Source organism: Mucilaginibacter endophyticus (genome assembly GCF_003351025.1).
Classification (GTDB): domain Bacteria; phylum Bacteroidota; class Bacteroidia; order Sphingobacteriales; family Sphingobacteriaceae; genus Mucilaginibacter; species Mucilaginibacter endophyticus.
This window is the reverse complement of the sequence record NZ_QPCG01000006.1, coordinates 372,969-389,192: the sequence shown is the minus strand read 5'-3', so window position 1 is coordinate 389,192 and position 16,224 is coordinate 372,969. Positions and strand designations below refer to the sequence as shown.

11 protein-coding genes are annotated in these 16,224 nt (G+C 41.6%); 3 read left to right on the top strand and 8 right to left on the bottom strand.

The window, feature by feature from the left end; translation table 11 throughout:
• Positions 1 to 363 precede the first annotated feature (363 nt).
• The 4 genes from DUL71_RS24575 to DUL71_RS24560 are packed head-to-tail and all read right to left on the bottom strand — an operon-like array spanning position 364 to position 3,510.
• Complete coding sequence (locus DUL71_RS24575; RefSeq protein WP_114940514.1) at positions 364 to 1,887, bottom strand: S41 family peptidase; 1,524 nt, start codon at positions 1,885 to 1,887, stop codon at positions 364 to 366.
• Positions 1,888 to 1,941: 54 nt separating this feature from the next.
• On the bottom strand, positions 1,942 to 2,550 hold the full coding sequence (locus tag DUL71_RS24570) for an HAD family hydrolase (RefSeq protein WP_114940513.1): 609 nt from the start codon (positions 2,548 to 2,550) through the stop codon (positions 1,942 to 1,944).
• Positions 2,550 to 2,849 (bottom strand): hypothetical protein, encoded by a 300-nt coding sequence (locus tag DUL71_RS24565; protein WP_112569997.1) that lies wholly within the window; start codon positions 2,847 to 2,849, stop codon positions 2,550 to 2,552. The genes DUL71_RS24570 and DUL71_RS24565 overlap by 1 nt, the downstream gene beginning before the upstream one ends.
• A gap of 1 nt (position 2,850) precedes the next feature.
• The gene (locus DUL71_RS24560) at positions 2,851 to 3,510 is read right to left on the bottom strand and encodes an ABC transporter ATP-binding protein (RefSeq protein ID WP_114940512.1); all 660 of its coding nucleotides are present in this window, start codon (positions 3,508 to 3,510) and stop codon (positions 2,851 to 2,853) included.
• Between the two features lie 456 nt (positions 3,511 to 3,966).
• Between DUL71_RS24560 and sucC the strand changes: the two genes are divergently transcribed.
• Complete coding sequence (gene sucC / locus DUL71_RS24555) at positions 3,967 to 5,160, top strand: ADP-forming succinate--CoA ligase subunit beta (protein ID WP_114940560.1); 1,194 nt, start codon at positions 3,967 to 3,969, stop codon at positions 5,158 to 5,160.
• Between the two features lie 318 nt (positions 5,161 to 5,478).
• On the opposite strand, the gene DUL71_RS24550 is transcribed toward sucC, so the two are convergent.
• The 3 genes from DUL71_RS24550 to lpdA form a co-directional block, all read right to left on the bottom strand.
• Complete coding sequence (locus tag DUL71_RS24550; RefSeq protein WP_090466905.1) at positions 5,479 to 6,339, bottom strand: sigma-70 family RNA polymerase sigma factor; 861 nt, start codon at positions 6,337 to 6,339, stop codon at positions 5,479 to 5,481.
• 240 nt (positions 6,340 to 6,579) lie between these two features.
• Complete coding sequence (locus DUL71_RS24545; protein ID WP_114940511.1) at positions 6,580 to 7,419, bottom strand: MBL fold metallo-hydrolase; 840 nt, start codon at positions 7,417 to 7,419, stop codon at positions 6,580 to 6,582.
• Positions 7,420 to 7,549: 130 nt separating this feature from the next.
• Positions 7,550 to 8,941, bottom strand: a complete 1,392-nt coding sequence (lpdA, locus tag DUL71_RS24540) for a dihydrolipoyl dehydrogenase (protein WP_114940510.1) — start codon at positions 8,939 to 8,941, stop codon at positions 7,550 to 7,552.
• Positions 8,942 to 9,341: 400 nt separating this feature from the next.
• Here lpdA and DUL71_RS24535 point away from each other — a divergent pair, with 400 nt between their 5' ends.
• On the top strand, positions 9,342 to 12,671 hold the full coding sequence (locus DUL71_RS24535; protein WP_114940509.1) for a TonB-dependent receptor: 3,330 nt from the start codon (positions 9,342 to 9,344) through the stop codon (positions 12,669 to 12,671).
• Positions 12,672 to 12,819: 148 nt separating this feature from the next.
• Here DUL71_RS24535 and DUL71_RS24530 read toward each other — a convergent pair whose 3' ends face one another.
• On the bottom strand, positions 12,820 to 14,001 hold the full coding sequence (locus DUL71_RS24530; protein WP_114940508.1) for an AIR synthase related protein: 1,182 nt from the start codon (positions 13,999 to 14,001) through the stop codon (positions 12,820 to 12,822).
• A gap of 430 nt (positions 14,002 to 14,431) precedes the next feature.
• Between DUL71_RS24530 and DUL71_RS24525 the strand changes: the two genes are divergently transcribed.
• Positions 14,432 to 16,207 (top strand): chloride channel protein, encoded by a 1,776-nt coding sequence (locus DUL71_RS24525; RefSeq protein ID WP_154402473.1) that lies wholly within the window; start codon positions 14,432 to 14,434, stop codon positions 16,205 to 16,207.
• Positions 16,208 to 16,224 lie beyond the last annotated feature (17 nt).

The following is a 16,224-nucleotide window of genomic DNA, read 5'->3' as shown; positions in this document are numbered from 1 at the left end:
CCAAACTATACAAGGCGGACCTCTCGCCGTTGTTGGTGTTGTCACCAACAACTTTTTATCCTCGCATGATCTTATTAATCGCTAAAACCGATACGCATAGCGTGAAGTTGCTGGTGACAACACCAACAACGGCAAAAAAGTATGTCATTGCGAGCGCAGCGTGGCAATCTGGTAGCCAATGCATGCCCGATCTGTATAGCTACGAGATTGCTTCGTCGTTCCTCCTCGCAATGACATGGCTTTTTTAACTAACGCTAAAGCCGGCGTGCATAGCATAAGGTTGTTGGTGACAACACCAACAACGGCAATAAAAAAGGCGAAAAGCCTTTCAGCCCTTCGCCTTTTGAATATTCCGAAAAAATCTTATTTCTTCTTTTTAAATACCGATGGCGTTTTAAGCATCAGGCCTTTAACCTTGTTGCGGGTAAATTTTTGTTCCATTGTACGTTTTTGATCTGCAGTAAGCACGTTTTTAGAGGAAGTAGCCAGGCTTTGTGTTGTTACCGAACGGGTTATGTATTTACCTGTCGATATATAGCTTAGCGCTTGTGCCAATAATCCTTCTGTAGGGTCGCCAAAATCTTTGGTCAGGTCGTCCGTTGCACTGATGCCTTTATAAGGATCTTTTCCGGGTGTCATCCCTGTATAATAGTCACCGCTGTTGGCCGAATTTCTTGTGGAGAACATAGGCATATACAACTGGTACTTATTGATATCTATACCATAAAAACCAACCGGTTTACCGTAGGTAGTTGAGCCTATTAGTTGAACTTCAAGTTCCGGAATAAGGTTATTGATAGTTAATTCGCTTGCCGATGCCGTACCGCCGCCAACTATAAAAAATATTCTGCTCAAGTTAAGTGAGCCTTCTTTTTGGAAGTTAACAGTTTGATTGGTTACCGAGAAAAAGCCTTTAGGAATATCATAAAGGTTTTTAAATAGGGTATAGTTGTCACTTGTAAGCTTATCATTAAAATAAGCAGTATACATTTTAGTATTGGTTTTTGCCGATGGTACCAAAAGGTTATCAAAGTATTCGGCAGTTTCTACCGACCCGCCACCATTATACCTTAAATCAATGATCAAATCAGAAATTCCGGCAAAGCTGTTTATGGCCTCCAGAATTTTAGGTTTTGCATTAGTTAAATCAGTAAAGGAGTTGAAAACCATGTAGCCCGCTTTTTTGCCCGAACCCACATCTAATGTTTTATAGGTAATTACCGGGTTTATGGTGTAATTAGCCGTATTTAATGTTACGTCAATCGTTGTATTGTCAGGCCTTGTCAGCGTCATGTTTATCGTTTTGCTGTTGGCGTAAGCATTTATAACAAATTGCGTAGTTGTACCGCCATCATCATAAGCGAGATCGGTACGGCCGTTGATCTTGGTGATCTGGTAGCCGCGTTTAATACCGGCGTTGGCAGCAGGGGATCCAGGATATACGTATTTAATTCTTAGATCGGTACGGCTTGGGTAGAATACCGAGAAGCCAAAGTCGCCGCCATTACCGCTTAGTTCATTTGATACCGAGCCATCGTCAATAAACGAATATTTGGCAGTACCGGTATTATCGTAATATTCGTAAGGTTGAGAGGTAGCCGGATTTATGGCATATTGTGATAAATGATCAACCTCGCTGCTTAAGCCGGTGATGGTATCGCTGCTAACGTAATTACGTGGCTGAAAATTTTTATACGTAGGAAGCTGGTTATACCATAAATAAGTTTCCTGCGGATAAAGATAAACCGAATCCCGTACACGATCAAGCAATGATCCTGTGCTTGACGGCCCTGAGCCATCATCTCCGTTGTTAACCGGTTTGTTTTTTTTACAGGCAGATAACGACGCAATGGAGATAAGGGCTAAAAAGTAGAGTGTTTTCCGCATAAGCTTGAATTTTAATATTTAAACGCCTGGTTATTAAGTATGTTATAGGTAATGTTATAAAAAGTCTTCCACACTGATAAAGTCTACGCCGCTGGCTTCAGCACAAAGTCTGTCAGTTTCCGAGTTTCCTATCATTACTATTTCTTTACGCTGAAGGCCATGTTCCTGAATGAGCAGGTTTATTACATCAGGCTCGGGTTTGGGCGTTGTTTCTTCGGTAAAATAGCAGCGCAGATATTTTTCCAATCCGTGCCATTCAGTTTGCTTTATTTTATTTACTTGTTCCTGTACGTTGCCATTGGTTACAATGAACAGCATCTTACGGTCGACCACAATGTCCTGCATCAGGGTAAGCACATTTTGGTATAAAAGTAGCTTTAGCGGTAATTTGGCAGTTAGAAGCAGGTTTTCAAACTTATCGCGGTATTGCTCAGCTACCGGAAATTCAACAGCTAAACGATCAAAAGCAGCATCTTTCCCTTCAGCTATATACGTATCGGTTAGTACTTTGGTTGCAGCCTTCGCGTCTATCAGTTCAATATATTCAAGCATATTGGCAAACAGGTAATATGCCTGAAAGTAATAATCCTTTGCCGGATAAAGCACATCATCTAATTCAAAAATAAAAGCTGTTTTACGTTTATCAATATCCTTATAGTCCATTAAGCAATTACATGTAGTTTTATATCGTATTCATTAAAAAGGGTTTCGGCTTTTAACAGGAGCTCCGCCTCATCGGGCCTTAATAAATAAACCGATTCGATGCCTTTATCTAAGCAAAGCGTAAGCATTTCATGCGTATAACTTGCCGAAGCAGGTTTAGGCAGCAGGATCATCTGGCCGGTTTTAACCATAAAATCGGGCAGGTCCATGTGATCACCTAAAATAATATTTTTTCCGTCAAGTTTGTTTTTAAGCTGATAGGCTTGTGCTGATGTAGCGGCAGTAATTAAAATGCTCATGTTAGTGGGCGTTAACAATTAAACCATCCTTCATTGTAACTGTACGGTCCGACAGGTTTGCAAGATCTTCATTGTGAGTAACAATTACAAAGGTTTGCCTGAAATCATTCTTCAACTTAATAAATAATTCATGAAGCTCAAGGGCGTTAACCGAATCAAGGTTTCCTGATGGTTCATCGGCAAAAATAAGCGCCGGGTTATTGATGAGTGCACGGGCTACCGCTACCCGTTGCTGTTCGCCCCCCGATAGCTGATTGGGTTTGTGATGCAACCTGTCTTTCAAGCCAAGCAGGTCAAGCAGTTCGACTGCTCTTTTTTCGGCGTCTGACTTTGATTTCCCTGCTATAAAAGCCGGGATACAAACGTTTTCCAACGCACTAAACTCAACCAGTAAATGATGGAACTGGAATATGAAGCCGATTTGACGGTTACGGAAATCGCTCAGTTGTTTATTGTTTAGTTTGTTTAATTCAATACCATTGATAGTTAAAGTGCCTGAATCGGCCTTGTCAAGAGTGCCCAATATGTTAAGCAGAGAGCTTTTTCCCGCACCCGAGGCTCCAACAATGGTCACAATCTCGCCCTTTTGTACCTCAAGGTCAACGCCTTTTAATATTTGTAATTGTCCGTATGATTTATGGATAGAATTGGCTTTAAGCATTTGACAAAGGTAACGGATTAGCTGATTTATTTGTTTGGTTGATGGGGGATAATGTGATGCTTTATGCTGAGTTGTGTATCTATGTTAAATATGCGTTTAGTCGCATTTTTCTTTTTCTATTCCCCGTAGGGGATACCTGTTTGTAGCAAAGTAATTGTAATGATTTTTTTGCCTCGTAGAGGCTACCCTTGCAAGTTTGATTTTGTATCGGATGAGAAAGGGTAGCCTCTACGAGGCAAAATTTTAACTGAACATTATGCTGCTACAAACAGGTAGCGCCTACGGCGCATTTAGCAAAGTGTATGGTACTTAGGCAATGTTGATTCATGGCAACCCATTGTGAGTAATAACCTTTTGTAAATACAATGTTATTTACCCAAACAAAGGCAAATAAACTGAAACAAGGTGTTTACCGTTTCAAACAAAATTGTAGCTTTACCGCAAATTCTTCAAAACATGAATATTCACGAATACCAGGGTAAAGCTATATTAAAAAGCTATGGCGTTAGAGTTCAGGAAGGCATTGTAGCCGATACTGTTGAGCAGGCTGTTGAGGCTGCCCAAAAAATGAAAGAAGACTTCGGTTCGGATTGGGTAGTAATAAAAGCTCAAATCCACGCAGGTGGCCGTGGTAAAGGCGGCGGCGTTAAGTTGGCCAAAAACATTGATCAGGTAAAAGAATTATCAGGCAATATTTTAGGTATGCAACTGGTAACACCACAAACCGGTCCGGAAGGTAAAAAAGTTAAGAAGGTTTTAGTAGCACAGGATGTTTACTATCCTGGCGAAAGCGCTGTAAAAGAGTTTTACATGAGCGTGCTGCTTGACCGCGCACGTGGCCGTAACATCATCATGTACAGTACCGAAGGCGGTATGGACATTGAAGAAGTTGCACACTCAACTCCTGAGCTTATATTTAAAGAAGAGATTGATCCTAAAGTTGGTTTACAGGGCTTCCAAACCCGTAAAATAGCTTTTAACCTTGGTCTTGAAGGCGAAGCGTTTAAAGATATGACCAAATTCATTGCTGCTTTATATAAAGCCTATGAAGGTACCGACTCATCACAGTTTGAAATTAACCCGGTTTTAAAAACCTCTGATAATAAAATTTTAGCAGTTGACGCTAAGGTAAACCTTGACGATAACGCGCTTTATCGTCATGCTGATTACGCTGCTATGCGTGATACCGATGAGGAAGATCCAACCGAGGTTGAAGCCAGTAAATCAAACCTTAACTATGTTAAGCTTGATGGTAACGTAGGTTGTATGGTTAATGGTGCCGGTTTAGCTATGGCTACCATGGATATCATTAAAATTGCCGGTGGCGAGCCTGCCAACTTCCTTGATGTAGGTGGTACCGCTAACGCGCAAACTGTAAAAGCCGGTTTCAATATCATCCTTTCTGATCCCAACGTAAAAGCAATCCTGATTAATATCTTTGGTGGTATTGTTCGTTGTGATCGTGTAGCACAAGGTGTAATTGACGCTTACCAAGAAATCGGTAATATTCCGGTTCCAATTATTGTACGTTTACAAGGCACAAACGCTGCAGAAGCAAAAGAACTGATCGATAACTCAGGTTTGAAAGTTTACTCGGCTATATTGCTGAAAGAAGCTGCTGACCGTGTTAAAGAAGTGTTAGCGCTTTAATTTGGAGTGATTGGAGGTTGGTGACTAGAGATTAGTTGCCGATCTTTCAGATATAAAAGCGGTGAGTTTAGACTCACCGCTTTTTTTGCAATAAGGTAGCGTTATTCCTTAACGATGTCATTTCGATTGAGCAGGCAGGGGGGGTGTAGGGGCGAAAGAGAAATCTTATACGCTTTGCAAATCCAATAAGCATGTGGATTAGCCGGGCGTATAAGATTTCTCCTCGTTCCTCGTTCGAAATGACAAGGAAGAGAGTAAAGCCAACAAAAAAGCCATCGATTTTCGATGGCTTTTAAATATCTTATTGTGGAAGTTTGATTAACCTAAGTATGATTTAAGGATTTTGCTCCTTGAGGTGTGACGAAGGCGTTGTAAGGCTTTATCCTTGATCTGGCGTACACGTTCGCGGGTAAGGTTGAATTTTTCGCCAATTTCCTCTAATGAAAGCGGGTGATTGGTACCTAAACCGAAGAACAATACAATGATCTCACGTTCGCGCTCGGTAAGGGTCGAGAGTGAACGTTTGATCTCTTCAGATAATGACTCGTTGATCAGGATCGAATCGGTGTTTGGTTCCTGGTTTTCCAGTACGTCAAGCAGCGTATTTTCTTCACCCTGTACAAACGGCGCATCCATTGATACATGACGGCCAGAGTTGCTTAGTGTATCAGAGATCTTATCAACGGTGGTTTCCAATATATCGGCAAGCTCTTCAGGCGATGGCTCACGCTCATACTCCTGCTCAAGCTTAGAAAAAGCTTTACTGATTTTGCTTAATGAACCTACCTGGTTAAGCGGTAAACGCACAATGCGTGATTGCTCGGCAATAGCCTGCAATATAGATTGACGGATCCACCATACAGCGTATGAAATGAATTTGAAACCCTTTGTTTCATCAAAACGTTTTGCAGCCTTAATTAAACCGAGGTTACCTTCGTTAATTAAATCGCCTAAGGTAAGACCCTGGTTTTGATATTGTTTAGCAACAGACACAACAAAGCGAAGGTTGGTTTTGGTGAGGCGTTCTAATGCCGCCTGGTCACCCTCGCGGATCTTCTGAGCTAAAATTACTTCTTCTTCAGCAGTTATCAGGTCAACTTTACCAATCTCGTGCAGATATTTGTCAAGCGATTGTGACTCGCGATTGGTAATGGATTGCGTTATTTTGAGTTGTCTCATTTAGTTTCTTAAGCCTCTCTACTCAGTGTTCAGGGAGTAGAACGTGTAAATCTACAAATTTGTTCTAAAAAAATACAATTGGTTAAAGTATTTTGAAAAAAAATATGGCATTAATTAATATTGTAACATCTTGATAGTGAGGGTTTAATTTTTATTGTGTAAAGATTCTGTGCATGTTTATAATAATAATTGTGCAAATTACCAAGCGGTATGATTTTTGTGGTGATCTTATGACACTCCTTAAACATCCCCCAGTTTAAATGCTTCTTTCATTCTTATTCCTTTTTCTGTCTGCTGTAGTGTACAGCATTCGTTAACCGGGTCGTGTTCAAAATATAATATGTATTCTTTTTCGAGTGCTTCGTTTAAAAATACTTTTTTCTCGGTAAGCGTTTGCAGTGGGAACATGTCATAAGCCATTACATAAGGTATAGGCAAGTGTCCTACAGACGGCAGCAGATCGGCCATATACAGGATCTGTTTCCCTTTATAATTAATAAGCGGCAGCATCATGGATTCGGTGTGTCCGGATACAAAGCGGATGTCAAAATCTTTCATAAAATGGATGCCATCTGTCGTGTCAACAAACTTTAGCTGTCCGCTTTCCTGTATAGGCATAATGTTTTCCCTGAAAAAGGACGCCTTTTCGCGTTCGTTAGGGTTTATAGCCCAATCCCAGTGTTTGGCGTTGCTCCAGTAGGTCGCGTTTTTAAAGGCCGGTAAAAGCGTTTCTCCGTCCCTTACAACAGCCCCGCCAACGTGATCGAAGTGTAGGTGGGTTAAAAACACATCAGTAATATCATCCCGGTGAAAGCCCAATGAAGCCAGTGAATTATCCATGCTTGCATCGCCATGTAGGTAATAATGGCTGAAAAACTTTTCGCTTTGCTTATTGCCTATGCCTGTATCAATTAGTATCAGCCGGTTTTCATGCTCAACCAGCAGGCAGCGCATGGCCCAGGTACAAAGATTGTTTTCATCGGCAGGGTTGGTTTTATTCCAGATGGTTTTCGGGACAACGCCAAACATAGCTCCGCCATCTAATTTAAAAAAGCCGGTATCGATGGTATGTAAATTCAAAGTCGTAAGTTTTAAGTTCGAAGTCTGCAGTCAAATATATTATAATAATAAAGAAGAAGCCCGAAGTTTTGAACTCATAAATGAAAGTTCAGAACTTCGGGCTTCAGACTTAGAACTTAAGACTTTTAGCTTACAAGTGGATACATTCGCCGTAAGCTTCTGCAGCTGCTTCCATTACAGCTTCGCTCATGGTTGGGTGAGGGTGTACCGATTTGATGATCTCATGACCGGTAGCTTCCAGCTTGCGTGCGGTAACTACTTCGGCAATCATTTCGGTAACATTGTAGCCAATCATGTGAGCTCCTAAAAACTCGCCGTATTTGGCATCAAATATCACTTTTACAAAGCCATCTTTAGCACCGGCAGCACTTGCTTTACCTGAAGCTGAGAATGGGAATTTACCAACTTTAATTTCGTAACCGGCTTCTTTAGCTGCTTTTTCGGTGTAGCCAACAGAAGCAATTTCAGGCGAGCAATAAGTACAGCCCGGGATGTTGTTATAATCAAGCGGGTGAGGGTTTTCACCTGCAATTTTTTCAACGCAGATGATGCCTTCGGCAGAAGCTACGTGAGCGAGGGCCTGGCCTTTAACAATATCGCCGATAGCATAAACGCCTTCAACGTTGGTGCGGTAAAAATCATCAACCAATACTTTACCACGATCGGTTTTAACGCCGTTTTCTTCAAGGCCAATGCCTTCAAGGTTAGTAGCGATACCTACTGCAGAAAGAACGATTTCAGCTTCAAGGGTTTCGGTGCCGGTAGCTGTTTTTACAGTTACTTTGCACAGATCGCCGCTGGCATCAACCGACTCAACATTTGAGCTGGTCATGATATTGATGCCTTGTTTTTTAAGGATGCGGTTCAATGCTTTTGATACATCTTCGTCCTCAAGCGGAACAATGTTATCAAGGTATTCAACAACGGTAACTTTGGTACCTATTGCGTTATAAAAATAAGCAAACTCGATACCGATGGCGCCAGAACCAACTACGATCATTGATTTTGGTTGCTGCGGCAATACCATGGCTTGGCGGTAACCAATAACCTTTTTGCCGTCTTGTTTAAGGTTAGGCAACTCGCGCGAGCGACCGCCTGTAGCTAATATAATGTGTTTTGCGCTGTAGGTTTTAGCCGAACCATCGGCAGCTTTAACTTCTACAACACCTTTGCTTTTCAATTTACCAAAGCCAACAAGAACATCAATCTTGTTTTTCTTCATCAAAAACTGAACGCCTTTGCTCATGCCATCGGCAACGTTACGGCTTCTTTTAACAACTGAGGCAAAATCAACTTCGCCGGCGCCGTTAATTTTAATACCATAATCGGTACTGTGGTTAAGGTATTCAAAAACCTGGGCGCTTTTTAATAAAGCCTTGGTTGGGATACAACCCCAGTTCAAACAGATGCCACCTAATGATTCTTTTTCGACAATGGCGGTTTTTAAACCAAGCTGGGAAGCGCGGATAGCAGCAACATAGCCACCCGGACCAGACCCAATAACAATTACATCGTAATCCATATTATTATTGATATACTTTAATTTCGTTTCAAAGGTAAATAAGTATCGCGGACTTTTGTGGTTTTTCCGCAGGCCCCTATTTTTTCGAAGGCCAAATCTAAATAAAAAGGGCTGAAACCAAAAATATACCGCCGGTATATATGACTTGTCCCGGAGGATTTATATCTGCGCTGTGTCATAAAATAGGTGCTGTTAATTTAACCGTTGAGTTTGCATATGATTTAAACCATATTATTTATCATATTTTCATTGTTTGTGACCATTGTTTTATGGTTTTTGTATTTATGATGTAAAATGTTGATAAATATATAATGATTGTTAACGTTAACTTAACATTAGTGATTGCCTCAATAATTATCTTTGCGCCAATTAATTAAACGTATAATTAAAAAAGCAATTTATGAGGAAGCATTACCTTCTTTTATTACTCCTTATTGGCTTTTCGTTCTTCACTGGAAAGAGCGTATTAGCCCAGGGTGTAACAACCGCCAGCATCAACGGTACCGTTACCGATGCTAAAGGTGTTATCCCCGGTGCAACTGTATCAATTGTACACATTCCAACAGGTACTGTGTACTCAACCGTAACCCGTGCCGACGGCCGTTACAACATCCCTAACTTAAGGGTAGGTGGTCCGTACACCTTCAAAGTAACTTTTATTGGTTACGCAAACTACGTTCAGGAAGGTATTAACCTTTCAATCGGTCAGGATCAAAGGATCTCTGCTCAGCTTGCAGACAATACTACTTCACTAAAAGAAGTAACTGTTAGAGGCGCTGCTGGTAAAGTGATCAACTCATCACGTACCGGCGCACGCGAAACTATTAGCCGTCAGCAAATTGAAAACTTGCCAACTATCGCGCGTTCATTATCTGACTTCACTAAATTAACTCCTTCTGCTAACGGTTTATCATTTGGTGGTCGTTCAAGCACTTTCAACAACATTACTGTAGACGGTGCATTGTTCAACAACTCATTTGGTTTATCAGGTACTTTGGGTGGTCAAACAAGCTCACAGCCAATTTCATTGGACGCGATTGACCAGATTCAGGTTGATATCGCTCCTTATGACGTTCGTCAGGGTAACTTTACCGGTGCCGGTGTAAACACTGTAGTAAAATCAGGTACTAACCAGGTTAAAGGTACTGCTTACTACTACGCTCGTGGTTCAAAATTACAAGGTTACCATGTTGGTCCAACCAACCTTAACGTAACCGACGTTAACTACCACACAGACGGTGTTGCAGTAGGTGGTCCAATCATCAAAAATAAATTATTCTTATTCGTATCTGGTGAGCAGGAAAGAATCACTCAACCACCTTCATCTGTTTATGTAGCAGGTGGTGCAGGTGCAAGTGGTGCTAACGTATCACAAGTACAAGCTTCTACACTTGATGCGATCAAACAAAAACTTGCAACTTTTGGTTATGACCCAGGTGTTTACCAAGGTTACAACTACCGTACTTCAAGCAATAAGTTAACTGCTAAAATCGATTGGAATATCGACAAAAACAACACTTTAAGTGCTAAGTATTTTTACTTAAAATCATTTAAAGATCAGCCTGCAAGTAACTCAGGTATCACCAACGGTGGTGTAGGCTACGGTACTACACGTGCTCCGGGTGTAAACACTTTACCTTTCTATGGTTCAGGTTACACCATCAACAATAACTTTAACATTGGTATTGTTGAGTTGGATACTCGTTTCAGCAACAAAATTTCAAACAAATTTACTGTTGGTTACTCTGCTTTAAGAGACTTCCGTAACTTCCTTGGTAGCTCAGCTATTCCAATGGTTGATATCGGTAACGGTACAAGCGATGCTAACGGTAACGTAGTAACTGCTGCGAACGCAACTGCAACCAGCTTTGGTTCTGAGCTTTATACAGCCGGTAACTTGTTAAATACAAACATCTTCCAGTTTTCTGATGATTTAACCATCTTCTCTGGTAAGCATGAGATCACTATTGGTACAAGCAACCAGATCCAGAGCTACACCAACGGTTTCGCTCCAGATTACAATGGTTTATATACCTATAACTCAGCTTCAGATTTTATAAACGGTTTACCTGCACAGGCTTATACTTTACGTTACTCTGCAGTAGGTAATGATTTCCCTTTTGCTAAAATCAAAGCTTCTATCTATAGCGCTTACGTACAAGATAAAGTACACGTAACTGATAACTTCAGGTTGACTTACGGTTTAAGAGCTGATTATGATGTATTCCCTACTACTTTAGCTGCTAACAGCAATGCTGCTGCTTTAACTTTCCAGGGTGGTACTCATGTTGACGTTTCTAAATTGCCAAAAAACAGGGTTCAGTTATCTCCTCGTGTAGGCTTTAACTGGGATGTTAACGGCGACCAGTCAACTCAGGTTCGTGGTGGTTCTGGTTTATTCACTGGTTCTGTACCATTTGTATGGATTTCAAACCAGGCTTCAAACAACGGTTTATTGTTTGGTTCATACACTATTACCAAAGCAAATGCAACTCCTGCTAACGCTGGTCAGTTAATATTTGATCCAAACGTTAACAAAAACAGGCCAACAAATGCAGTAGCTGCTACTTCATACGAGTTAGACGTTGCTGATCCAAACCTGAAATATCCAAAAATCTGGAGAACAAACTTAGCTATCGACCAGAAATTACCTGGCGGTATCATCGGTACTATCGAAGGTGCTTACACTAAAGATATCCGCGCTATTTACCACCAGAACCTTGTTCTGTCTGATGGTTACAGCACTTTTGCTGGTCCAGAAGGTCAGATTCGTTATGACTCAAGAAACACTACACCAGCTGCAGCTGCTGCAACTGCGCAAAACCCAGGTATTACCGGTTTATACTACATGAAAAATACTTCAAAAGGTTTTTCATACTTCATCACCGGTCAGTTACAAAAAAGCTTCACCAATGGTTTTGCTGCAAGCTTCGCGTATACTTACACCAAATCGAAAGATGTTAACGATGGTGGTTCAACTGCAAGCACTATCTGGAGCACCAGGTATGTTGCCGGTAATCCTAACGCCGATAATATTTCAAACAGCTCATACGTACAGCCAAACCGTATCATTGCTACAGTATCTTACCGTAAACAATACGCTAAAAACTTAGCTACTACAGTAGGTTTAGTATTTGAGGCTGCCAACAGCGGTGCTATCTCTTACATCACTGCTAACGACCCTAACAACGACGGTGCTACCAACGACCTGATGTACATTCCTAAAAATCAAGGTGACATCTTGTTAGTTGCTGCTCCAACTGCTGCTAACGGTACTGTTGATACTCGTACTCCGGCTCAAATCTGGAACCAGTTGAATAACTTCATCAACCAGGATTCATATTTAAGTGCACACAGAGGTCAGTATGCTCAAAGAAACGGTGCTATATTGCCAACCTATAAAAGGTTAGACTTGCACTTTGCTCAGGATTTCATGATCCAGGCTGGTAAAACTAAAAACACTTTAGAGTTTACTTTCGACGTAATCAACTTCACTAACTTATTGAACCGTAACTGGGGTTTATACCAAACTTCATACAGCGGTTTCAACAACGGTGCAACTACAGTGTTAAGGTACATGAGCAAAGACGCTACTACAGGCAAAGCTCAGTATTCATTCCCTTATCTTGATGCAAACAATGCAATCCCTGTTACCAAGTCATTCCAGAATGATATCAGCACCTTCTCTCGCTTCCAGGCGCAAATTGGTGTAAGGTATATCTTTAACTAAGAATAACTTTAATAACATATAAAAGTCCCGGCCATTTGGCCGGGACTTTTTTGTTTTACAAGAAATTCGGATATGTGTAATGTGCATAAACAATAAAGGCGCTTAAGTTGAACCTAAGCGCCTTTATTATTATATAGTATTAACTTATTTATTCGTATTCAAATACGCCAAATTCTGATGTTACTGTTACCTTCTTGGTGTCAGCCTTCTCAACGCGGCCGATGATCTGGGCATCTACACCGAAGCTTTTCGAAATGCTGATCAGGTCTGCTGCAATAGCTTCAGGTACATAAAGCTCCATGCGGTGCCCCATATTAAATACTTTATACATTTCTTGCCAGCTGGTTTTTGATTCCTCGTGGATTAGTTTAAACAGCGGAGGGACGGGGAACAGGTTATCTTTTATGATATGTAAGCCTTCTACAAAGTGTAATACTTTGGTTTGCGCGCCACCACTGCAATGCACCATGCCATGTATCTGACTGCGGTAAACATCTAATATTTTTTTGATAATAGGGGCATAAGTACGGGTTGCGCTTAATACAAGCTTGCCTGCGGTTACGGTTTCGCCATTGCCGATATCAATAGCATCGGTAAGGTTTTTACTTCCGGAGAAGATCAGCTCATAAGGAATGGCTGCATCGTAGCTTTCAGGGAATTTTTCGGCAACGGTTTTGTTAAACACATCATGACGGGCAGATGTGAGGCCGTTTGAGCCCATGCCTCCGTTGTATTCTTTTTCGTAGCTGGCTTGCCCGTATGAGGCCAGGCCTACAATTACATCGCCGGGTTCAATGCGGTGGTTTGATATCACATCTTCGCGCTTCATGCGGCAGGTAACTGTCGAATCGACGATGATGGTACGTACCAGGTCACCCACATCGGCAGTTTCGCCACCGGTTGAGTAGATGCCGATGCCGGCTTCACGCAGTTCGGCTAAAATTTCTTCGGTGCCATTGATGATAGCCGCGATAACTTCGCCGGGAATCAGGTTCTTATTACGGCCAATGGTTGATGATAACAGGATATTATCCGTTGCGCCAACGCAAAGCAAATCGTCAAGGTTCATGATAATAGCATCCTGAGCTATGCCGCGCCATACGGATATATCGCCGGTTTCTTTCCAGTAGGTATAAGCTAATGACGATTTAGTGCCTGCACCATCGGCATGCATAATATTGCAATACTCGGCATCGCCGGTTAAAATATCAGGTACTATTTTACAAAATGCTTTAGGAAAAATGCCTTTGTCGATGTTTTTTATGGCATTATGAACGTCATCTTTGGAGGCGGATACGCCACGCTGATCATATCTTTGCGAAGAAATCATGGGCAAATATAAGGTTATTGACTTTAATTTCCTTAATCAGTGTCATTCTGCTCTGTCGGAAGTCTTCGACTTTGGACTACTATGCTGGTAGTCTCTGACTACAGTGCGTTTTGAGCTCAAAAATACTGGGTTCCTGTAGTTACAAACTACAGGCATAGTCAATTCGAAGTCGGAGACTTCGAACAGCGTAAGGTGAGGTACTGAAGCTGGCAATGGCACTCCGTAGGAGTATCATGTTTATAGCTAGGCAAAATCTCAGTTATCCCAGGCTCCGTAGGTGCCTCCTATCTAAAATCGGTTTTTATCGCAGCTATACAATCTATTGGATCAAAATTCCGTTACTTTGCAAGCACAGGCTGAATTATACCTGATCTTTCAAACAAATCTCGCTGATAATACTTCATCAGCAAGATTAGTATTTACTTCTGTTATGTTAAAAACACTTTCCTACAAAATAAACCGCTGGCGCTTGAAGCGTAACAGTCAACGCAACTTTTTAATTTATTGCAGCGTTTTTGTAGGTTTTGTAGGCGGACTGGCAGCCGTGGCCCTTAAGTTTTTGGTGCATTTGATGGAAGAGCTGAGCCACAATATATCATCGCACCTGTATTATCACATAGCTTACGTGTTTTTACCGGCAATTGGCATTTTGGGTACAGTAGCCTATCAGCACCTGGTAAACCGCGATAAGATTGAAAAAGGAATAGGTAAGATCCTCATTAACATCAAAAAAAATCGCTCAAACATTAAGGTCAATAATATTTATTCGCATCTGATCACAAGTTCATTAACCGTAGGTTTCGGCGGCTCGGCAGGGTTGGAGGCACCTATTGTTTGTACAGGCACGGCCATTGGCTCAAACGTGGGCAAGTTTTTTAAGCTTACACCCTATGAAAAAACTGTACTGTTAGCAGCAGGATCATCGGCAGGTATAGCGGCAGTGTTCAATAGTCCTATAGCTGGCGTTTTATTTTCGCTTGAAATATTGATAGGGGAGATCACTATTCCAACCTTTATTCCGCTATTGATAGCCTCGGCTACCGGTGTGGTTGTTTCAAAGGCCTTATACTCGGGGCAGTTGTTTCACCTGGTTACCGAAGGCTGGGTAATGAACGCTTTGCCTTTTTATGTAGCCCTTGGTGTATTAAGCGGCTGGGTTGCTATTTACATAGCGAAAGTAGGAGGTAAATTAGAGGGTGGCATATTTAAAAAGCAAAACCGATATGTGAGGGCCGTTGCAGGCGGCGTAATCCTGGGATTGATGATTGTGATATTTCCGCAGTTGTTTGGCGAGGGCTATCATTACCTTACGGCCATTTTAAATGGTAATATCCACGTTTTAAAGGAGGAAACTTTATTTAGCGAATGGCTTGATCAGCCGCTTGTTATGCTGCTGTTTATAGCGGCATTGGTGTTTATGAAAATCATTGCAGCCGGCATCACCATAGGCGCGGGCGGTAATGGCGGTACTTTTGCGCCAACTATGTTTACAGGGGCTTTTCTGGGTTTACTGGTGGCTTATGGTGTTAACCAAACCGGGTTCATACATTTAAATACGGTTAATTTTATTGCTGTAGGTATGGCCGGCGCACTGGCCGGTGTATTGCATGCGCCGCTTACCGCTATATTCCTGATAGCTGAAATTACAGGCGGGTATGTATTGTTTATTCCGCTCATGATCGTATCGGCTATATCTTATATCATATCGCGCTACTCATCGCCGCACAATATGTACTGGAGCCATCTTATTCATGAAAACAATATCCAGCCCGGCCAGGATTACGGCATGTTGAATGCCATAACGCTTGATAGTATTATCAACCGTAAATACACGGCTGTTGATAAATCAATGACGGTGACCGATTTTTATAAAGTATTGGCCAAAACGGACGCTAATATTTTCCCTGTATTGAAAGATGACGGCAGCCTGGAAGGAGTAGTGCTGATAGATGATATCCGCCGCCGGTTATTTAATAAGGAGATAGCAGATAGTCTGATAGCCGATATTATGATAGAGCCGCCAACTGTAATTGACTATGAGCAACCGGCCAGCAGTGTAATGGATACCTTCGATGCTATTGATGTTTGGCAACTGCCAGTGGTAAAAGATGAGGTTTTTATAGGTTTTATATCCAAATCGGCTTTGCTATCTAAATACCGGGCGGTGCTTATTGAACAGCACAAGGCAAGTGATTTGTTTGCGTAAATAGGGATGCCAATTAT